Origin of the sequence: Brevibacterium sediminis (assembly GCF_013623905.1) — a bacterium.
Taxonomy (GTDB): Bacteria; Actinomycetota; Actinomycetes; order Actinomycetales; family Brevibacteriaceae; genus Brevibacterium; species Brevibacterium sediminis.
On record NZ_JABKDD010000003.1, the window covers coordinates 238853 to 259156 of the forward strand.

Here is a 20304-nt window from a genome sequence, read left to right on the forward strand (position 1 = left end):
CCCTTTCCCCAAGCTGAGTGTCCAACCATTGTTCTCATGCCCCCAAGATAGCCGAAATCGGGCCGCGAACGAAGTACAGGACGAATCCGGCCGAGACGACCCACAGCAGCCAGTGGACCTGACGGGCACGGTTGCTCATGGCGTGGATGAGCGCCCAGGAGATGAATCCGACGCCGATTCCGTTGGCGATCGAATAGGTCAGCGGCATCGTCACCATGGTGAGGAAGACCGGCAGCGAGGTGCGGAAGTCGGTCATGTCGATCTCACGGATCTGCGTGACCATCATGGCGCCGACGACGACGAGCGCAGCGGCTCCGGCTTCCATCGGGATGACGGCGATGAGCGGTGAGAAGAACATCGACAGCAGGAACAGCACACCGGTGATGCAGGCGGCCAGACCCGTGCGTGCGCCTTCGGCGATTCCGGCTGCGGAGTCGACGAAGACCGTGTTCGACGAGGCAGAGGCACCGCCGCCGAAGACCGCGCCGAGACCTTCGACGATGAAGGCTCCGCGGATGCGCGGGAACATTCCGTCCTCGGTCTGCAGTCCGGCGCTGCGGGCCAGTCCGGTCATCGACCCCATGGCGTCGAAGAAGTTCGTGAACACGAGGGTGAACACGAGCATCGTGGCCGCGAGGACTCCGATGTGCTGGAAGCCGCCGACGAGGTCGAAGGCGCCGATGAGACCGAAGTCGGGAAGGGCGATGACCTGTTTCGGGAATTCCGGAGCTGAGAGGTTCCAGCCCAGCGGGTCCGGATTGACCGGGTCGCCGACGGTGCCGAGCTTCGCGAACGCCTGGATGATGATCGCGGCGATCGTGGCCACGATGATGCCGATGAGGATGCCGCCGGGAATCCTCCGCGCCACGAGGATGCCGATGAGGACGAGCGCGAAGACGAAGACCAGCGTCGGCAGGGAGCCGATCGATCCGTCCTGACCCAACTGGACGGGTGGGCCGGCCGGGGTGCGGGTGACGAACCCGGCGTTGACGAAGCCGATGAAGGCGATGAAGAGTCCGATGCCCACAGTGATGGCGATCTTCAGTGCGTGTGGGACGGCGTTGAAGATCGCGGTGCGGATGCCCGTGGCACCGAGGACGACGATGATGACGCCGTTGATGACCACCAGTCCCATCGCATCGGCCCAGGTGACCTCCTGGACGACGGACACGGCGAGGAAGCTGTTCATGCCCAGGCCTGCGGCCAGACCGAAGGGCAGTCGGGCGACGACGCCGAAGAGAATCGTGATGACGCCGGCGACGAGCCCGGTGACCGCGGTCAGCTGGGCGAAGTCGAGGCTGTCTCCGGCGATGTCCTGGGAACCGCCGAGGATGAGCGGATTGAGGACGACGATATAGGCCATCGCGACGAAGGCGACGATGCCTCCGCGGATCTCCTGTCTGATCGTCGAGCCTCGATGGGTGATTTCGAAGAATTTGTCGAGAAGCCCCGGTCTCGAAGATGCGGTCTGCACCGCTTGGTCGTTGTCAGCCATTTTCATGGACCACCTCAGGTTGTTCGATTTGGTCAGCCGGCGACATCATCGTCGTCGGCCCTGCGCCTTGAACATGCGCAATGAGACAGTCGAGTCTTCAGCCCCGGATACCGGACCGGGATACCGAAAAGTAATTCCATATCCCGGAAAACTCTTTCTGTTTCACCGAGCAAGTCTCGCCGCTCGACCCTGGTGTGTCAATCATCACACCTCTGCCCGCGCCGATGCCATCCTTCGACGAGACAGACGAAACCCCTGACCAGAAGCGTCTGATCAGGGGTTTCCCTTGGCGGTGGCGGTGGGATTTGAACCCACGGTAGGGGGTTGCCCTACACAACATTTCGAGTGTTGCACCTTCGGCCGCTCGGACACGCCACCGCCGACAACTGTACAGCTGTGGACTTTCTGCGTCCAAATCGGTTCGCCGTGAGCTGGGACACGTCAGCGTTTGGCCGCGAAGAACTCCCTCAGCAGGGCCCGACTCTCCTCCGCCCGGACGCCCGAGGTGACCTCCGGATGGTGGAGTGCGGCGCGGTCGCGCAGCAGATCCCAGACCGAGCCGACCGCCCCGGCCTTGTCGTCATAGGCCCCGAAGACGACCCTGTCGATGCGGGAGCCGACGAGGGCTCCGGCGCACATCACGCACGGTTCCAGCGTGACGACGAGGATGCAGCCGTCCAAGCGCCATTCGCCCCTCGCCGAGGCGGCGGCTGAGATCGCCATGAGTTCGGCGTGGCCGAGCGGGTCGGCATCGATCTCGCGTCGATTGTGACCGCGCCCGATGATCTCACCGGCACCGTCGATGACCACGGCCCCGACGGGAACGTCGTCATGAGCGGGCGCCAGGGCCGCCTCGGCGAGGGCATGACCCATCCATTCATCGAGCCGGGTCACGGACGCAGCGGTCAGCGTGCGGCCTCGAGCTGATCGGCGAAGCCGACGGTCTCACCGACATGGGCGACGACGCGGGCCGGGTCGGACCGATAGCTTTCGACCTGGTCGATCAGGGTGGCGGCGGGGACTCCGCGGTCGGAGTAGATATCGGCGTCTCCGCCCCATTCGGCATCGGCGTCGAACTCGAGCATTTCGACCTCGTCTTCGTCGTCCTCCTCATCGACCGCGGCCTCGTCCTCCTCGGCGCCGAAGTCCTCTTCGGGCTCGGCGTCGTAGGCGTCGGGACGGGAGTCGAGGAAGTCGGCGAAGATCTCCGCGAACGGGCTCGCCTCGGCCGCGGCGAGGTCGGACAGGAAGACCTTGACCTCATTGTTCCGGCACAGGCGCACGAGCCCGAACCATTCGTCTTCGTGTTCGATGACGGCCACGGCCTCTCCGTCATCGCCGGCTGCCGAACGCATCATATCGACGAGGTCGTCGAGGTCGTTCGCGTCACGGACGTCGACATCGAGGGCGCGGAAGCCATCGCCGGAATCGGCCAGGATCTCAGTGAAGTACGACATGCCTCCATTGTGAACGCTTCGCCCCACGTTGACCACTGCCTTGAGCCCGAAGTTCTCCCGTACCATTTGGGGTATGCATCTTCACGTAGCCGACCACCCGCTCATCGCCCACAAACTCACCGCTCTGCGCGATGTGAATACGGATTCCGCTCGTTTCCGACAGCTCACCGAAGAGCTCGTCATGCTGCTCGCCTATGAGGCGACCCGCTCGGTGGCCGTCGAAGACAAGGAGATCTCGACTCCGGTGACGACGACCGTCGGCACCCGCATCGCCGAGCCCCGCCCCGTCGTGGTCCCGATCCTGCGCGCCGGGCTCGGCATGCTCGACGGAATGCTGCGCATCCTGCCCACTGCCGAGGTGGGCTTCCTCGGAATGGTCCGCGACGAGACGACCTTCGAGCCCAGCGCCTATGCCGATCGCCTGCCTGATGACCTCACCGGCAGGCAGATCTTCGTCGTCGATCCGATGCTCGCCACCGGCGGCACCCTGGCCATGGCCATCGACTTCCTGCTCGCTCGCGGAGCCCGCGACGTCACCGCCGTGTGCCTCGTCTCCGCACCCGAGGGCGTCCAGCGCATCGAGCGCGACTACAGCGATTCCGCCGAGGTGAAGGTGTACACCGCGGCACTCGATGAGAAGCTCAACGAGAAGGGCTACATCGTGCCCGGACTCGGCGATGCCGGGGACAGGATGTACGGAATCGTCGACTGAGACGACGCGCGGATGACGATTTCGGTCGTCGACCTCGGCGACTGTGACGTCATATTTCGTCACAGTCGTCTCATTTTCGGGTTTTCCTTTGCGCGGCCGAAGTTTTGTGACAAATAATGAAGTCATGACTTCGACGATCCATCAGATGCGAATGCCGGGCGCACATATGTGTATGCCCTGCGTTCGTGGTCGGTGATCGTACTCCCGCTGTCCGGCCTCGAACGAGTTCACTCAAGCAGCGGACTCTTCCAGTCATATCGACCTCATGGTCGGAGCAAAGGACAGCTATGCCGAATCCAGAACCCGCCTACGTCCACCCCCGCAGTGCAGTGGCCACTCGACGTGCAGGAGCCAGGTTGAGCGCAGTCGACCCGCAGAACCCACCGCACACCTACGGGCCCGCCGGAGTCGTCCCCTCGCCGAAGGCCGCCCGCGGAATCATCGTCTACATCGGACTCGATGAGACCAAGGCCGCAGCCGACGGCACGAACCTCTCCGCGATCGCCGCTGAGCTGCAGGCCTACGCCAAGGAACTCGCCAGCCAGGCCGAGACCCAGGCCGTCATCGCCTTGGCACCGGAGGGCCGCGGCAGCGATATCGACGCCGTGCGAGCCGTGGCCAACGGCTCCCCCGCCGCGACCGGTGCACCGGCGGCGACACACGGCCCCGTGCGTTCGCGCATTCCCAACCGCATCCACCCGCCGGCCCTGCGTGAGGAGGCCGCTCCGGCAGCTCCCTCACCCCGCGGTTTCGGCGGACGAGCCGGCGACGCCTACACCCAGGCCACCGGCGAACGTCTGCGCATCGACATCCCTCGCCGCGAGGTCCGCATCGACGGCGACCTCGTCGATGTCACGACGAAGGAATTCGACCTGCTCGCCACCCTCGTCTCCCATGCCGATGAGACCCTGCCCCGTGAGGACCTCATCACCGCGGTATGGTCCGGCGGTGAGGTTCCCGACGAACGCACCGTGGACGTCCACATCCGCCGACTGCGGCGCCGCCTCGGCGAATATGCCTCCGTGGTGCGCACGATGAGGGGTTCGGGGTATCGCTACGACACCCACCCCGATGTGACGGTGTGGAGCGCGACTGCGCGTCGCTGATGTCGTGCGGCTGTGAGCCGCGTCGCAAGTCGCTTCCAGCGTGGGGCCAGACTTCCCGGTTAAGATCGTTGATCGATGAACCAGGCATATTCCTCACCGCGCAGAAGGCACAGCCCCGCGAAGGGCATCACCGCATTGATCTTCGGGATCCTCTATGCGGCATTCCTGCTTCTCCACGATCTGCTGCCGACGCGGATGGGCATCGCGCTCATCCTCGAATCGGTGCTGCCGTGGACGGGAATCGTCCTCGCGCTCGTGCTGCTCATGTTCCTCATCCGCTTCTCGTGGCTCTCGGCCATCGGGTTCCTCGTGCCTGCTCTCGTGTGGACGGGGATGTTCGGCCCTGCCCTGCTGCCGAATGAGGATTCCAGTGATCCGGACCTGACGGTGGCCACCCACAATGTGGGGGCGAGGATGCCACAGCCCACGGCTGCCGCGCAGAACATCGTCGGACGTGATCCGGACATCGTCACGATCCAGGAACTCGAATCCCTGTCCGGCAAGATCATCCACAAGGAGCTCGACTCCTCGTTCGAGCATTCGCAGGTCGTCGACACCATCGGCGTGTGGTCGAAGTGGCCGATGTCGGAGCCCGAGGAGGTCGACCTCGGTCTGCAGTGGCCGCGCGCATTCGCGACCACGATCTCAACCGATCACGGTGACATCCGCTTCTATGCCGTGCATATGCCTTCGGTGCGCCCGGGGCACGAATCGATGCGCAACGCAGCTCTGCGCCGCCTGGCCACGACAATGGAGACCGATGGTGCCGAGCATGTCATCATCGCCGGCGACTTCAACACGGCGACCACGGACAACAATATGGAGACCTTGGTGCCGCCGCTGCAGGATACCCGGGAAGAGGCCCGAGGCGGCTTCGGCTTCACCTGGCCCTCCCAGTTCCCCGTCACCCGGCTCGACCATGTCCTCTACCGAGGTTTCGACGCCACCTCCGACGAGGTGCTCGAACGCGGATCGAGCGACCACCGCGCCGTCCTCGCCGGACTCGACCTCAAGTAGTCGGGGTCAGTTCGTGCACTGGCCTGTCGGCTGCGGTGTGCGCTCGGCGGCACCTGCGTCCAGTTCATCGGCGATCTCGGCTCGGGTGAGGGCGTAGCCGGTTTCGTCATCGGTGGCGGAGCGGGCGAAGACCATGCCGACGACGTTTCCGTCGGCGTCGATGAGCGGGCCGCCCGAATTGCCTTCCCTGACGATTCCGCGCAGTGCATAGACCTCGCGGACGACCGACTGCGAATCGTAGATGTCGAGTCCGCGGGCGTTGATCTTCTCCCGCACTCGGGTCGGTGAGATCGTATAGGGACCGTTCGCGGGGAATCCGACGACGACAGAGTCGTCTCCCGGTCCGAGCCCGTTGCCGAAGTCGAGAGCGGGAGCATCGAGACCCTGGACCCGGAGCACGGCCACATCGGCTTCGGCGTCGAATTCGACCACCTCGGCGCGGTAGGGCCTGCCCTTGCCCCCGACCTGTACGGCCAACTCAGTGGATCCGGCCACGACGTGGGCGTTGGTGGCGACGAGTCCGTCTTCATAGACGAAGCCGGAGCCTTCCGAACCAGTGGCGCAGCTGGTGGCCGTCGTCGTGATCTTGACGACCGAGTCCTCGACGCTGCGTCCGACGTCGACCATGCCTTCGTCGGGTTCTCCGACTCCGCGGATCTGTTCGGGCTGCCCGGAGAACACCTGAGGGAATCCGGAGGCGCTCAGTCCTTTCGCCAGTCCGCCCAGGGCGTTCTGGGAGGAGTAGGGAATGGTGCGGTCGATCGCGGCGATGACGGAGGAGTCGGCGACCCAGCGGTTGGGTTCGACGAGCGGGGTGGTGCGGATGAATCCGGCGGCGAGCCAGATGACGAGGACATAGACGATTCCGGCGGTGACGGTGCCGCCGACGGCGTCGATGCCCTGGCCGAGGTCGGAGTCCATATTGTTCTTGATCCACGCCCCGATGCCGCTGCCGGCGAAGGCGAAGAGGACGCTGAGGACCAACGGCATCGAGGCCAGCAGCATGAGCACGCCCTGGTTGTCCATGACGTCGGTGCCGGCGCTCAGCGATTCGACGAGCGGGGAGAGCAATCGGCCGAGGATCCAGCCGACGATGAAGCCCGCCGCCGTTCCGAGGGCGGTGATGATGCCCTGGCGGAACCCGGCGAAGAGCGCCCCGATGCCGAGGACGATGAGGAGAATGTCGAAGATCGTCACCGCTGGAACTTACCGCACAGTCTGTTGGGAGGCTGTCTGTTTGGAGGCCGCGAGCAGACGTTCACGGGCGTCGGCGAACTGCTGGAGTTCGGCCCGTTCGATCTTGCGTTCCTGTTCTCCGCCGATTCCGGCGAGCACGCGCATCCGCGTCGTCGACAGCTTGCCGGAGGTGCGGATCATGGTCTTCATCTCCTCCTTGCCGCCCGGGAACGACTTCGCCCAGTCGCGTCCGTTCTTCCGGCCCTTCCAGGTGCCGAGCATGTCGACCTCGGCATGGGTGAGCCAACCGGAGTTCGCATAGTCACCGAGCATGTTCTGAGTGTGCATGCGTTCGCTGCGGCGCAGGATGAGACCGAGCGTCACCCAGGCGGCGGAGAGGATGACGCTGAGGACGACGAGGCCGATGATCTGCGGAAGCATTCCGCCCATCACGTCACTGGTCGCTTGGCCGAGGACACCGAGGAACGTCATCGAGGCGTTCCAGAAACCGTGCAGGATCATGCCGAGTGCAAGTCCGGGCAGCCACATGAGGATGAGTGACCACCACGGCCATTTGCGGGCGGCGAGTCCGATCGACACACCAGCGCAGGTTGAGAACGCCGTGTGGAGCAGCGGCGATCCGAGGCAGCGCATGGCGAACGTCATGGCGAGGCCCAGAAACTCGCCGTCGTTCCACGACTGGCCGAGGTAGAGGATGTTCTCTGTGAAGGCGAAGCCCGCACCGATGAGCGAACCGTAGACGAGCCCGTCGAGGGGCCCTTCGAAATAGCGGCGAGCGGCAAGGACGATGACGAGGAGGAGGACGGTCTTCGTCGATTCCTCGAGGATCGGAGCTTGAATCACCGCACCGATGACGTCGGGCACACCATTGATGCCGATCATATAGAGCGCGACCTCACCGACGAGTGAGAAGCCGAGGGTGAGGATAACCGAGGCGACAGCACCCCAGAGGAGACAGATGCCCAGGAGGAGCTTCGGCTGCGGTCTCCAGCGGTCGAGCCAGAGGACGTAGGCGATTATGCCGAGAAGAGGGATCGCCGCGAGTCCGATGAGACCGAAGAGGCGGACGCCGAAGCTCAGTCCGCCGAGCAGGGCAAGTAATGCCAATCCGATGACAAGCCCGACGAGTACGAGGATTGCAGCGACGAGCCGGACGATGTTTCCGGTCGAGTCGGGTTCGGTCTCCGGTTGTGTTTTCCGCACGGCGCCGGTCCAGGGAGTGTCGGTGACGACCTGCTGGGGTGCCTGCATGCCTGCACGGATACGCATCTCCTGCGTCACCGTCGGAGCAAACCGCGGCTGAGCATAGACGCGGGCCTGCGCAGGCGGGGGCGCGTACATCACCGGCTGGCCAGGCATGGGTTGACCAGCCATGGATTGGCCCGGCATCGGCTGCATCTGAGGCTGCATGGGTCGGCCGGGTGCCTGCATCGGCTGTCCCTGCATGGGCGGTTGGTTCTGCGGCGGCATGGGTCGACCCGGCGCTGGGGGCCGATTCTGTCCCTGCATGGGCGGCTGCTGCGGCCGCGACCCGCCGGGTTGCTGCTGGTTCGGCTGCTGCGACCCCTGTGGTCGCGGCCGGAACCGATCATGATTCTGCGGCTGCCCCTGCTGCGGATTGTGTGGCTGCGGCGGAGGGACCTGGCCCTGAGGCGGCATCTGTCCCTGTGCCGGGGGCACGTTCGGGTTCGGTGGGCCCTGCACCTGGGGCGGCTGCGGTCTCTGCGAACCGGGACCGTTCTGTGCCGACATAGTCTGTCCTTCTGCGATGGGGGAATTTCCGCTCACCTCAGTCTAGAGTCCCAGCCCGCCGTGAACGGCCCCGCCGTGTATCCGTCCAGCAACACTTCAGCCGACTGCCACGTTCTTCAAACGACGTCCCCCGCCCCACTCAACCATTTTCGACTGTGGATGGACGCAGTTTCGTCGACTCTGTGTCGGCGGGGGAACCAGACGGCCGTCAGACCGCCCCTGCACCCACGACCGTCGCCCGACGGTCGGCATCGCCCACCACACGCACCCGACGCGGCCGTTCCTCCCCGGGGCCACTCCCCTCCCTGCAGCGACCAGCACCTCCCCCACTCACACGTCAGAACCTGTGGACGCTCAAAGCGGTATCCACAGCCCCTCAATCAGCCCTAGATGACCAGCCAGCGCCCAATGTCGAATCGGTCCATGATCACTCTCAGAATCGCATCGCTGCGCACCGCGCTGCTGCTCACCGTCCTCACAATCGCTTCGCTCATCGGGCTGGGACCGGCCATGGCCGCGGGACCGCCGGTCGGCCTCGGCGAGGTTCCGGTGCACACCGCACCCAACGCCTACGGTCCGGGCATCTGGCACCATGCGAAACAGGGCAAGACCTGGTACGGCTCCTACCGGACCTTCCCTGACACCTCCGCCTACTGCATCGATGCGGGCAAGAAGTCTCCGCTGCCGAAGCACTTCAAGAATGCGAAGGCCGACACGGTCATCTCGGCTCGCACAGCGTGGGCACTGCACGAATATGCCGGCTCGACGTCGAAAGATGTGCAGGCCGCGTTGAGCGCGATGGCCCGACTCGACAAGGCGCTCCCCCACGATCACAAGGTGCCGCCGCAGAAGCCGGCCGATCTGGGCAAGAAGTTCGCGGCGGCCGCGAAGAAGCACTCGACGATCCTCGCCGAGGCCAAGAAGTTGGCCGGTCCCTACACCCTCGACATCAGCCTCGAGCCGGTCATGCGCATGCCCGTGCTCGAACCCTATGCCGCCCCGGAATCCACCACTTCTCCTGACTCCTGGGCCTCCGACAAAACTGACAAGCCGAAGGTCCTCGGTACTCCCACCGATGAGGCGACGCTGACGGTGTCCCTGCTCAGCGCCTCAGGTGCACAGGTCCCCGACGTTCCTGTCACGCTCAAGACCACCGGCACTGCGAAAGCCCCGACGACTGTGACCACGGGGAAGGAACCCGTGGCCACGACACTGCGGGCGAGCGCCCCCGGCACTCTGTCCGTGACCGCCTCGGCGAAGGTCGCCCCGCAGACCGTGCGCGTCTTCGAACCGACGTCCGGCACTCGGGTACAGCGAGTCATCACCCCGGACACCCCCGATTCCGTCACGGACAAGGCGTCACTGGAGCTGAGTTCCCAGCCGAAGGTGACCACCGAGATCTCCGACCAGACACCGACACCGGGTGAGACGGTCACCGACGAATTCACCGTCTCCGGCCTCATCGGCGACCACACCGTCACCGTCGAACACACCCTGTGGCAGACCGCGACGGCACCGAGGCAGGGCATCAAGAACGATGACGCTCGCGAAATCGGATCCGTGACCTCGAAGAATGTCGGCAACGGCACCCACACATCCGACGAGATCACCGTGCCCGAGGACTTCCGCGGCTGGCTGTACTTCACCGAGACGATCGCCGGGGACAAGGCAACGAAGGAATGGAAGGGAATCCACGGCCAACCCCGTGAGACGGGGTTCGCCCCGTGGACTCCGACCGCCGACACCGAGGCAGTGCTCGAGGGGACATCTACCCACGACGAGGTGGCCGTGACCGGACTGCGGCCGGGTTCCGAAGCCGTCCTCACCATCACCGCCTACCACGTGGAGACCGAGCCCGCGCAGTCGAAGAAGCCCGACGGCACCGAGCTGTCCGTGCAGGACTTCACCGTCAACGCCGACGAGAACGGCCGCGTCGAGATCGACACGGAGCCGATCGACATGCCCGTCGGCTGGGTCACCTATGTGACGGCGATCGAGGGCAGCGACGTCAACAAGGCGTGGACGAGCGACTGGGGCGTTCCCGCCGAGACCGTGCACCGCCCACCCGAGGAGAAGCCGTCGACTCCCCCGGAAGAACCCAGCACGCCGCCGGAGGAGCCAAGCACCCCTCCGGCTCCCCCGGAACAGCCGGAGAATCCTGAGGCCCCGGAGAAACCCGAATCTCCACCGGTCGAACCGGTCGCGGAAACTCCCGAGACCCCCGCATCTCCGGCGGCCCCGGCACCATCCGGTGAGCTGCCCCGCACCGGCACGACAGGCAACGGGATGCTCATCGGCCTGGGCATCGTCCTCGTCGGACTCGGCTCGACGATCCTGCTGATTTCCGGCAGCCGCCGCGAGACGGACTGAGAAGTGAGCTCAGGGGTGTTCTCCGCCGATCGTGCCGGCGAGAACACCCCCGGCTCGCAAGACCGCCGCCCCACGCAACGCCAGATCGTCCAGTCTGTCGTCGAGTGCGGCGAGCATCGAGCTCGTATCACCGAGCCCTCGCACCACTGCCAAAGCTTCGCGGATCTCGTGAATGCCGTACCCTCCGGACCGCAGCGCGGCAGTGATCCTTGCATCTCTGATCGCTCCGAACCGATAGAGACGCGCGGTTCGAGCTCCGGAGCCCACCCGGTGCGGGGTAGTCAGTCCCTCCGATTCCCAGTATCGCAACGTGGATGCACGCACGCCCACCGCCTCAGCAAGTTCGGTGATCGTCATCGATTCGTCGGTCGTCTCGCGCCCATGCTCGCCGGCAGTTTCAGCTTCTGACTGGATCGAGAGCAGCATCGAGCGTGCTGCAACGACCTGACGTCGATGCTCGTCCACTTCAGTCACTTTGCCGGTGAGAAGGGCGATCGCCTCACGGGGATCGAGCCGCGGAAGTTCGGTCATCACCGATCGGGCCGCAACAGGACCGACGGCGAAAGCAAGATCACGGTATGCGGACAATGCACTGACATGCACGTCTGAATACCGCCGGTAGCCATTGTCCTCCCGAGCGGCTGCGGGAATGACACCGCGGGATTCGAGCTGACGGATCTGCTGCACCGAATACCCGCTGAGCGAAGCCACGTCCGCAGTGCGCAGAGTGATCACCTCCCGACAAAAACCCGACATAAGCACTTCAAGTGCACACTTGAACCATGAGTATGCACGAGATCATCGACCGTTTCCACACTCTCGACGGACTGCTCCACATCGCTCCCGAGGCCGGCGGCCCGTACCCCGAGCTGACCTGGGGAGACCACTTCTTCTATTTCGCTCCCGACGGAGAAGTGCTTGCGAACACTCAGCCGTTCGCCACCATCATCACCAAGGACTACCCCGACGACACGGCCTCCGAGCTCTCGGCTCCCGATCGCTGGAGGCTCAATCTCCACATCGGGCGTGCCCGGTTCTCCGCACTCTTCGGCGAGCCCGGCCCCGACGTCGACGCGAACGCGGACACCCCGGGTCAGCAGTCCGTCACAGACGCAATCCACCCCCACCCGCTGTATCGCAGGCAGGGGTGGGTAGCGGTCGTGAATCCAGGCTCACGCACTGAGAAGCAGGTCGACGAACTCCTCATCGCCGCCCACGATGATGCCCGGCACCGCTGGGAGCGAGCTCAGTCCTGAACCCAAGTGTCGGCCCAGGCGCGGGCGCCGTTCATCATCAGACCGACGTCGGCGCCGACAAGGACGAAGGACGCTCCGGCTTCCAGGTACTTCCGTGCCTGCTCGGGGTCGAAGGCGTTGACACCGACGGGTTTGCCGGCGGCCTTCACTGCTTCGAAGGTCCGAGCCACCGCATCGGTGACGTCCGGATGGGTCTGCTGACCGAGCAGCCCCATCGACGCAGCCAGGTCGGAGGGCCCGACGAAGATCTGGTCGATTCCGTCGACCGCGGCGATCTCAGCGGCGTTGTCCACCGCGGTCGCCGATTCGATCTGCACCGTCAGGGACACGAACTCATCGGCGCGCCCCAGGTACCCGTCCACGGCGTTCCACCGGGAGGCCCTGGCCAGGGCCGAACCGACCCCGCGCACACCCTTCGGCGGATAATGGACGGCCGCCACAGCCGCCTCGGCGTCGGATTTCGTATCGACCATCGGCACGAGCAGATTCTGCGCGCCGAGGTCGAGGTGCTGCTTGATGAGCACCGTGTCGTTGACCGGCACCCGTACGACGGGGGTCGCCGGGTAGCCGTTCATCGCGCGCAGCAGACTCGTCGTCGTCTCGAGTCCGATCGGGGAATGCTCGGCGTCGATGAGCACCCACTGCATTCCCGAGGCGGCGGCGATCTCGGCGGCCACGGGCGAACCCGAGCACACCCACATCCCGGCCAGGTACTCCCCGTCGCCGAGGCCGGCCACCCGGTCGGCGAAGGTCTGCGGAAGCTCTACTCGAAACGGCATGTGATGACTCCCAGCTCTCCGTAGTCGGCGTGCACGGTGTCGCCGGGATGCACCCACATGGGGCGGGTGAACGACCCGGCGAGCACGGTCTCTCCGGCTTGCAACACATCTCCGTGCTCGGCGAGTTTGTTTGCCAACCACACGATTCCGCGGGCCGGATGGTCGAGGACGGCGGCGGCGACTCCGGAGTCCTCGATCGTCTCATTGCGGTAGAGCAGGGCGTTCACGCGACGCAGGTCGACGGCATCGACGGCAACGGGACGGCCGCCGAGGACCATCGCCCCCAGTGCCGCATTGTCCGAGATGGTGTCGACGATCGTGCGGCCCTCCATCTCGATGCGCGAGGACAGCACCTCGAGTGCGGGGACGACGTATTCGGTGGCCCGGAGGACGTCGAAGAGACTGACGTCGGGTCCGCGCAGTTCGTCGCGCAGCACGAAGGCGAGTTCGACCTCGATGCGTACGCCCGAATACTGCGAATGGTCGATCACGGACCCGGTGTCATAGACCTGATCGGCGAAGATCGCTCCGTAGTCGGGTTCGGTGATGCCGGTGGCCTGCTGCATCGGCTTCGAGGTCAGTCCGATCTTGTGACCATAGAGTCGACGACCGGCGGCTTCACCGCGACGGCGCCATTCGTTCTGCACCGCATACGAGTCCTCGACCGTCATGTCCGGATACTTCGCGGTGAGCAGACCGATCTTCGACCGAGTCTGCTCCGCCTGAGCGAGATCGTCGGCGATGACCGCGATCGTTGCCTCATCGAGCATGTGGATTCCTTTCAGAGCTGGTTGCCCAGCTTGCCCTCATTCTCATCCGCGCGGGTGTAGGAGAACCCGTCGGCACCGATCGTCACGGCCATCTCCGAATCGTCCGTGCGGGCGTGCACGGGCTGCGGGTTGCCGTCGAGATCGAGGACGAGCGAGGCGTCCGTGTACCAGGACGGCACGACGGGGTTGCCCCACCAGTCGCGGCGCTGATTGTCGTGGACGTCCCACGTGATGACCGGGTTGTCCGGGTCGCCGGTGTAGTAGTCCTGCGTGTACACCTCGACGCGGTGACCGTCGGGGTCGCGCAGGTAGAGGTAGAACGCGTTCGAGACGCCATGGCGGCCGGGTCCGCGCTCGATCGAGTCGGACCGGCGCAGGGCACCGAGCTTGTCGCAGATGGAGAGGATGTTGTGCTTCTCATGGGTGGCGAAGCAGACATGGTGCATGCGCGGTCCGTCGCCACCGGTCATCGCCGTGTCATGGACGGTGGACTTGCGGCGCATCCACGCGGCGTAGACCGTGCCCTCCTCGTCCTGGATGTCCTCCGTGACGCGGAAGCCGAGGTCCTGCATGTACTTCACGGCCCGCGGCACATCCGGGGTGACCTGGTTGAAGTGGTCGAGGCGGACGAGTTCGCCGGGGATGTGCAGGTCGTAGCGCCACGACATGCGTTCGACGTGATCGGACTGGTAGAAGAACTCGTACGGGAAGCCGAGCGGGTCGACCACGCGCACGGAGTCGCCCACGCCCTTGACGAAGCCGTCGGGATTGCGTCGGACATCGCAGTCGAGTTCCGTGTAGAAGGCTACTGCCTTGTCGAGCTCTTCCGGGCTGCGCACCCGGTAGGAGAACGCAGCCACGGCGGCGACCTCGCCCTTGCGCAGGACGAGATTGTGGTGGATGAACTCCTCCGTCGAACGCAGGTAGAGCGTGTTCTCGTCCTCTTCGGTGACGTAGAGTCCGAGCACGTCGACGTAGAATTCCCGCGACGCGGCGAGGTCGGTGACGACGAGTTCCATATAGGCGCAGCGGAGGATGTCGGGCGGGCTCACCTGCGGAGTGGCGATGGGGTTGTCGGTGGAGATGCCCGTCTCCTGGCTGACGAAATAGCCGGCCGAGGTCCGGGTCATATCAGTGCGTTTGGTCATGGCTGCTTCACTGCTTTCCGAAGACAGGATTGTGGACCTCGCCGAGGTTGATGTGCACGGACTGCTGTTCCGTGTAGAAGTCGATCGACCGGTAGCCGCCTTCGTGGCCGAGTCCCGAGGCCTTGACGCCGCCGAAGGGGGTGCGCAGATCGCGGACGTTGTTCGAGTTCAGCCACACCATTCCCGACTCCACGGCCTGGGAGAAGTTGTGGGCGCGTTTGAGGTCCGAGGTCCAGATATAGGCGGCCAGACCGTACTTCGTGTTGTTCGCCAGCTCCAGGGCCTCCTCGTCGGAGGAGAACGGGGTGATGGCGACGACGGGGCCGAAGATCTCCTCCTGGAAGATCCGCGCGTCGGGCTGCACATCGGCGAACACGGTCGGCTGGACGAAGTTTCCGGTTTCGAAGCCTTCGGGGCGTCCGCCGCCGGCGACGAGGCGGGCCTCGGACTTGCCGATCTCGACGTAGGACATGACCTTCTCATAGTGCTCGGGGTGGACGAGCGCAGCCACCTCGGTGGCGGGATCCGAGGGCAGACCGACCTTCACGCGCCCCGCCTGAGCGGCATAGCGCTCGACGAATTCGTCGTAGATCGACTGCTCGACGAGGATGCGCGAACCGGCGGTGCAGCGCTCCCCGTTGAGGGAGAAGACGCCGAAGATCGTGGCGTTGACGGCAGCCTCGATGTCCGCGTCGGCGAAGACCACGGCCGGGGACTTTCCGCCGAGCTCCATCGACAGGCCTTTGAGCCAGGGGGCGGCATTGGCGAAGATCGTCTGGCCGGTCTTCGACTCACCGGTGAAGGAGATGAGCGGCACGTCGGGGTGCTTGACGAGCGAGTCGCCGGCGAAGCCCTCTTCGCCGAAGCCGTTGACCATGTTGAACACACCGGTGGGCAGTCCGGCCTCTTCGAAGATGCCCGGCCACAGGGAGGCCGAGAGCGGGGTGAACTCTGCGGGTTTGAGCACGACGGTGTTGCCGGTCGCGATCGCCGGTCCCAGCTTCCAGGACTCGAGCATGAACGGCGTGTTCCACGGGGTGATGAGTCCGGCCACGCCGATGGGCTTGCGGTTGACGTAGTTCGCCTGGCGGCCGGGGACCTTGAAGGCGTCGTCGACCTGGGCGACGATGAGGTCGGCGAAGAAGCGGAAGTTCTCCGCCGCGCGCGCCGCCTGGCCCTTGGCCTGGGTGATCGGCAGCCCGGAGTCGAAGGACTCCATCGCGGCGAGTTCGTCCTTGCGGGATTCGACGATATCGGCGATCTTGTTGAGGATCCGGGCGCGTTCACGCGGAAGCATCCGCGGCCACGGGCCCTCGTCGAAGGCTTGCTTCGCCGCTGCGACGGCGGCTTCGATATCGGCTTTCTTGCCCGAGGCGGCCTTGATGTAGGGCTCGTTCGTCACCGGGTTGAGCACGTCGAATTCGTCTCCGTCGACGGAGTCGACGAATTCTCCGCCGATGTAGTGGCGGATCTTCTCCGGCATACCTGCCGGCGGGGTGGTGGACTGTGTCATGACTTGTCCTTTCGTGAATCTGCAATCAAATCCGTGCTTGGGGCTGTGGTCGTCTGGGAGTTCTGGAAGCTGCGCAGAGTGGCCGAGCGGTGCTCGCGCACGGCCCGTTCGACCTCCTGCGCCGAGGCGCGAGCCCGGATGAGGGCGACGATGCGGGAGTGCTCCTCCACCGACTCGAGTGCCCGTTCGGGGACGAAGGAGAACGTCGAATCCCGCAGGTGGTTGAGCCGGTCCCATTCGAGTTCGACGAGGGTGCACAGCCGCTCGTTCGGGCAGCGCCGGTAGAGCATCTCGTGGAACTCGTGGTTGAGCCGAGTGAACTCGGCCGGTTCGAAATCGTCGAGCAGAGCCCGCATCCGATCGTTGATCTGCTCCGCAGCATCGAGATCATCGACGCCGAGGTGGCCCTGTGCTTGGGCGACGGCCGCGGCCTCGAGGATCGCGACCGTTTCCATCGACTGGGTGTAGGACCCTTGGTCGACCATGGCCACGCGGGCCCCGACGTTGCGTTCGAAGGTCACGAGCCCGTCGGCTTCCAGCCGGCGGATGGCCTCACGCACCGGCACCACTGAGGTGTCGAGTTCGAGTGCGATCTGCGCGAGCACGAGCTTGTGCCCGGGCTGATAGGTCTGGTCGGCGACGCGTTCGCGGATCCACCGGTAGGCGGTCTCGGCCTTGCTCAGGGACGCAGTCGCAGTCACCGTGAGGCCTTCCACTCGTCGAATTTCGCCTTCCATTCGCCCTTGGGCGGGAAGAGCTCTTCGATCGGGTTGCCGGCGGCGACCTGTTCGGCCACCCAGCCGTCCTCGATCTCCTTCGCCAGTGCCGCGTCGACGACTTCTTCAACGAGGTCACGAGGGATGACGATGGCTCCGTCGTCATCGGCGACGATCACATCGCCGGGCAGGACGGCGGCGTTTCCGCAGGCCACGGCCACGTCCGATTCCCACGGCACGTGCTTGCGGCCGAGCACGGCGGGGTGCTTCGCGGTGGAGAACACGGGCAGGATCTCGGCCACCTCGGCGGAGTCGCGGACTCCCCCGTCGGTGACGACGCCGGCGGCGCCGAGTGATTTCGCGCGCAGGGCGAGGATGTCGCCGAGGGTGCCAGAGCCGGATTCGCCTCGGGCCTCGATGACGACGACCTCGCCGGGGCGGATCGAGTCGAAGGCCTGTTTCTGTGCGTTGTAACCGCCGCCGTGGGACTTGAACAGGTCTTCGCGGTTGGGCACGAAGCGCAGCGTCTTCGCGGTGCCGACGATCTTCGCGCCCGGCTTCAGCGGGGCCACGCCTTCGATGACGACATTGTTGAGTCCGCGCGACCGCAGCTGAGCCGACAGACCCGCGGTCGGAGCCTCGGCGAGTTTGGCGATGAGGTCATCGCCGAGTGCCATCGCGGCAGTGTCATCGGCATCGCCCTCCGGGGCGAGTAGGGCGGCTTCGCGTGAGCCCCAGGCATCGACGGTGAGTGCTTCGTTCACTGCGGGCAGGCTGCCGAGGTTCTCGTCGAAGTCTCCGGGGCCGTCGACGACCGTGGTGGTCAGTCGTCCTGAGCTCAGCTCTTCCCCGTTCGCCGAGGCGGCCGTGACCTCGACCTCGACCGTGTCACCGGGGGCGACGACGGAGGATCCGGCAGGGGTGCCGGTGAGGATGACGTCGCCGGGCTCGAGGGTGAGGTGCTGGCTGAGGTCCGCGACGATGCGCGGGAGGGTGAAGATGAGCTGATCGGCTCGCGTGCCGTCGTCCTGGACGACCTCGCCGTTGACCCAGGTGCGCAGGCGCAGGGAGTCGGGGGCCGCCTCGGCGGCGGGGATGAGTTCGGGGCCCAGCGGGGTGTATCCGTCGCGGCTCTTCGAGCGCACGTTCGATCCCTTGTCCGGGGTCTTCATGTCGTAGAGGCCGAAGTCGTTCGACGCGGTCACGCCGGCGACATACGACCAGGCCTCGGCCTCGGTGACGTTGCGGGCGGAGGCGCCGATGACGATGGCGACCTCACCTTCGAAGGCGAGCAGCGAGGTGCCGGCGGGGCGTTCGATGGTCTGGCCGGTGGCGGCGACGGAGCTGGCCGCCTTGAGGAAGTACGACGGCTGGGCGGGGCGCTTTCCTCGTTGTGCCGCACGGGACTCATAGGCCACATGAACGGCAATGATCTTGCCCGGACGGGTCGGAACACCTGCTGGAGTCGACATCGATCTCACACCTCATTTCGATTGGCTTCACTACAGATCGTATATGATACGGTTCCCGGGAACAAGTAATCCAGGCCACAGAGAACGTGGTTGGGACGCACGACAGGACACAGGAGTCATGGCAGCACAGAAGCACACTCAGACCCGGGTGGCATTCGCGACGATCGTCGGCACGAGCATCGAGTGGTACGACTATTTCCTCTACGCGGCGGCCTCGGGGCTGATCTTCAACGAGCTCTTCTTCGGCCCGCTCGGATCGACGCTCTCGACCATGGTCGCCTTCGCGACGGTCGGGATCAGCTTCCTCTTCCGCCCTTTGGGCGCATTCCTCGCCGGACATTTCGGTGACAAGCTCGGCCGCCGGGTGGTCCTCATCATCACCCTCATCGCCATGGGTGCCGCGACCGCGCTCATCGGCTTCCTGCCGACCTTCGAAACCGCGGGCGTCCTGGCTCCGATCCTGCTCATCGCACTGCGCATCGTCCAGGGAATCTCGGCCGGCGGAGAATGGGGCGGAGCCGTTCTGCTCGCCGTCGAACACGCTGATGAGAAGTCACGCGGACTGCGCGGTTCCTTCCCGCAGATCGGGGTGTCCATCGGCCTTCTGCTGTCCTCGGGCGTGCTCGCCCTGATGACCTCGATCGCCCCGGGCGATGCCTTCCTCGAATGGGGCTGGCGGGTGCCGTTCTTCCTCTCCATCGTGCTCGTCTTCGTCGGCTACTGGATCCGCCGCGGAGTCGAGGAATCCCCGGTCTTCCACGAGATCGCCGAGCGCAAGGAACAGGTCACGAACCCGCTGGGCAAGCTCATCAAGAGCCATTGGCTGCTCGTCATCCTCGCCTCCCTCGTGTTCATGGGCAACAACGCCGCCGGGTACATGACCACCGGCGGATACATCCAGAACTACGCCACGGATCCGACCGGACCCATCGGCCTCGAACGCGGTCCCGTGCTCTGGGCCGTCGCCGCCTCGGCGGTGTCCTGGCTGGTCTTCACGATCATCGCGGGAGCCGTCTCGGACAGGATCGGACGCCGGAACACCTACATCCTCGGCTGGATCCTCCTGTTCGCGGGTATCTTCTCTCTGTTCCCGCTGGTCAACACCGGCTCGGTGGGCATGCTCCTGCTCGGTCTCGTCGTCCTCACGATCGGTCTGGGCTTCACCTACGGTCAGCAGCCGGCGATGTACGCCGAGCTGTTCCCCTCCAGCGTCCGCTTCTCCGGGGTCTCGGTGTCCTATGCGATCGGGTCGATCCTCGGCGGCGCCTTTGCTCCGACGATCGCGAAGGGGCTCGTGTCATCGACGGGAACGACCGCCTCGGTGGCGGTGTACCTGGGCGTCGTCGCCGTGCTCGCCCTCGCCGCGACTCTGCTGCTGCGTGATCGCACCGGCATTCCGCTCGGTCCAGACCACGAGGACGAGCAGTCAGTGAGCCCGATCATCGGAATCGGGTCGCCGCAGCTGACCAGCGATGACGGTGATCGGCACCACCCCGCCGACACCAGATCGTATATGAACTGATAGCATTCAAACATCACGACGA

At 65.4% G+C, this 20304-nt stretch carries 18 protein-coding genes and 1 tRNA gene; 6 read left to right on the plus strand and 13 right to left on the minus strand.

Going from position 1 to position 20304, the window contains the following annotated elements; translation table 11 throughout:
• Window positions 1–34: 34 nt before the first annotated feature.
• The 4 genes from HK108_RS07205 to HK108_RS07220 all read right to left on the minus strand — a co-directional run bounded on the left by HK108_RS07205 (window position 35) and on the right by HK108_RS07220 (window position 2952).
• On the minus strand, window positions 35–1495 hold the full coding sequence (locus tag HK108_RS07205) for an NCS2 family permease (RefSeq protein WP_139469292.1): 1461 nt from the start codon (window positions 1493–1495) through the stop codon (window positions 35–37).
• 287 nt (window positions 1496–1782) lie between these two features.
• A tRNA-Ser gene (locus tag HK108_RS07210) sits at window positions 1783–1873 on the minus strand.
• A gap of 63 nt (window positions 1874–1936) precedes the next feature.
• Window positions 1937–2368, minus strand: coding sequence for a nucleoside deaminase (locus HK108_RS07215; RefSeq protein ID WP_139469384.1), 432 nt, complete (start codon window positions 2366–2368; stop codon window positions 1937–1939).
• 32 nt (window positions 2369–2400) lie between these two features.
• The gene (locus HK108_RS07220; RefSeq protein ID WP_139469289.1) at window positions 2401–2952 is read right to left on the minus strand and encodes a tRNA adenosine deaminase-associated protein; all 552 of its coding nucleotides are present in this window, start codon (window positions 2950–2952) and stop codon (window positions 2401–2403) included.
• 73 nt (window positions 2953–3025) lie between these two features.
• Between HK108_RS07220 and upp the strand changes: the two genes are divergently transcribed.
• The 3 genes from upp to HK108_RS07235 all read left to right on the plus strand — a co-directional run bounded on the left by upp (window position 3026) and on the right by HK108_RS07235 (window position 5787).
• Window positions 3026–3664, plus strand: a complete 639-nt coding sequence (gene upp, locus HK108_RS07225) for a uracil phosphoribosyltransferase (RefSeq protein WP_139469287.1) — start codon at window positions 3026–3028, stop codon at window positions 3662–3664.
• 287 nt (window positions 3665–3951) lie between these two features.
• A complete protein-coding gene (locus HK108_RS07230; protein WP_139469285.1) occupies window positions 3952–4770 on the plus strand; it encodes a winged helix-turn-helix transcriptional regulator in 819 nt (272 codons plus the stop codon).
• A 75-nt stretch (window positions 4771–4845) separates the two neighbouring features.
• Window positions 4846–5787 (plus strand): endonuclease/exonuclease/phosphatase family protein, encoded by a 942-nt coding sequence (locus tag HK108_RS07235; RefSeq protein ID WP_181270997.1) that lies wholly within the window; start codon window positions 4846–4848, stop codon window positions 5785–5787.
• 6 nt (window positions 5788–5793) lie between these two features.
• On the opposite strand, the gene HK108_RS07240 is transcribed toward HK108_RS07235, so the two are convergent.
• Together HK108_RS07240 and HK108_RS07245 are read right to left on the minus strand one after the other, a co-directional pair.
• Window positions 5794–6984, minus strand: coding sequence for a MarP family serine protease (locus tag HK108_RS07240; RefSeq protein ID WP_139469283.1), 1191 nt, complete (start codon window positions 6982–6984; stop codon window positions 5794–5796).
• Window positions 6985–6993: 9 nt separating this feature from the next.
• Window positions 6994–8253 carry a PrsW family intramembrane metalloprotease gene (locus HK108_RS07245; RefSeq protein WP_229664013.1) on the minus strand — a complete coding sequence of 420 codons (1260 nt, stop codon included), beginning with the start codon at window positions 8251–8253 and terminating at the stop codon, window positions 6994–6996.
• A 906-nt stretch (window positions 8254–9159) separates the two neighbouring features.
• Here HK108_RS07245 and HK108_RS07250 point away from each other — a divergent pair.
• Window positions 9160–11106, plus strand: coding sequence for an LPXTG cell wall anchor domain-containing protein (locus tag HK108_RS07250; RefSeq protein ID WP_139907101.1), 1947 nt, complete (start codon window positions 9160–9162; stop codon window positions 11104–11106).
• Window positions 11107–11115: 9 nt separating this feature from the next.
• Here the strand turns inward: HK108_RS07250 and HK108_RS07255 are convergent, their stop codons facing one another.
• Entirely contained in the window at window positions 11116–11841 is a 726-nt protein-coding gene (locus HK108_RS07255) for a MerR family transcriptional regulator (RefSeq protein WP_229664014.1), read from the minus strand.
• A gap of 47 nt (window positions 11842–11888) precedes the next feature.
• Here HK108_RS07255 and HK108_RS07260 point away from each other — a divergent pair, with 47 nt between their 5' ends.
• Window positions 11889–12362, plus strand: coding sequence for a DUF6194 family protein (locus HK108_RS07260; RefSeq protein WP_216657199.1), 474 nt, complete (start codon window positions 11889–11891; stop codon window positions 12360–12362).
• Here HK108_RS07260 and HK108_RS07265 read toward each other — a convergent pair.
• Genes HK108_RS07265 through HK108_RS07290 form a run of 6 tightly spaced genes read right to left on the minus strand, consistent with a single transcriptional unit; the run spans window position 12353 to window position 18760 of the window.
• On the minus strand, window positions 12353–13141 hold the full coding sequence (locus HK108_RS07265) for an HpcH/HpaI aldolase family protein (protein ID WP_139469277.1): 789 nt from the start codon (window positions 13139–13141) through the stop codon (window positions 12353–12355). The genes HK108_RS07260 and HK108_RS07265 overlap by 10 nt on opposite strands.
• Window positions 13126–13911 carry a fumarylacetoacetate hydrolase family protein gene (locus HK108_RS07270; protein WP_139469275.1) on the minus strand — a complete coding sequence of 262 codons (786 nt, stop codon included), beginning with the start codon at window positions 13909–13911 and terminating at the stop codon, window positions 13126–13128. The genes HK108_RS07265 and HK108_RS07270 overlap by 16 nt, the downstream gene beginning before the upstream one ends.
• 11 nt (window positions 13912–13922) lie before the next feature.
• Entirely contained in the window at window positions 13923–15059 is a 1137-nt protein-coding gene (hpaD, locus tag HK108_RS07275; protein ID WP_181270998.1) for a 3,4-dihydroxyphenylacetate 2,3-dioxygenase, read from the minus strand.
• Window positions 15060–15066: 7 nt separating this feature from the next.
• Window positions 15067–16572: a 5-carboxymethyl-2-hydroxymuconate semialdehyde dehydrogenase gene (gene hpaE / locus HK108_RS07280; RefSeq protein WP_181270999.1), complete on the minus strand. Its 1506-nt coding sequence runs from the start codon at window positions 16570–16572 to the stop codon at window positions 15067–15069.
• The gene (locus tag HK108_RS07285) at window positions 16569–17309 is read right to left on the minus strand and encodes a GntR family transcriptional regulator (protein WP_167194155.1); all 741 of its coding nucleotides are present in this window, start codon (window positions 17307–17309) and stop codon (window positions 16569–16571) included. Before HK108_RS07285 ends, hpaE begins: the two co-directional genes overlap by 4 nt.
• On the minus strand, window positions 17270–18760 hold the full coding sequence (locus HK108_RS07290; RefSeq protein WP_181271000.1) for a fumarylacetoacetate hydrolase family protein: 1491 nt from the start codon (window positions 18758–18760) through the stop codon (window positions 17270–17272). The genes HK108_RS07285 and HK108_RS07290 overlap by 40 nt, the downstream gene beginning before the upstream one ends.
• Before the next feature lie 118 nt (window positions 18761–18878).
• Here HK108_RS07290 and HK108_RS07295 point away from each other — a divergent pair, with 118 nt between their 5' ends.
• Complete coding sequence (locus HK108_RS07295; RefSeq protein WP_181271001.1) at window positions 18879–20282, plus strand: MFS transporter; 1404 nt, start codon at window positions 18879–18881, stop codon at window positions 20280–20282.
• Window positions 20283–20304: the final 22 nt, after the last annotated feature.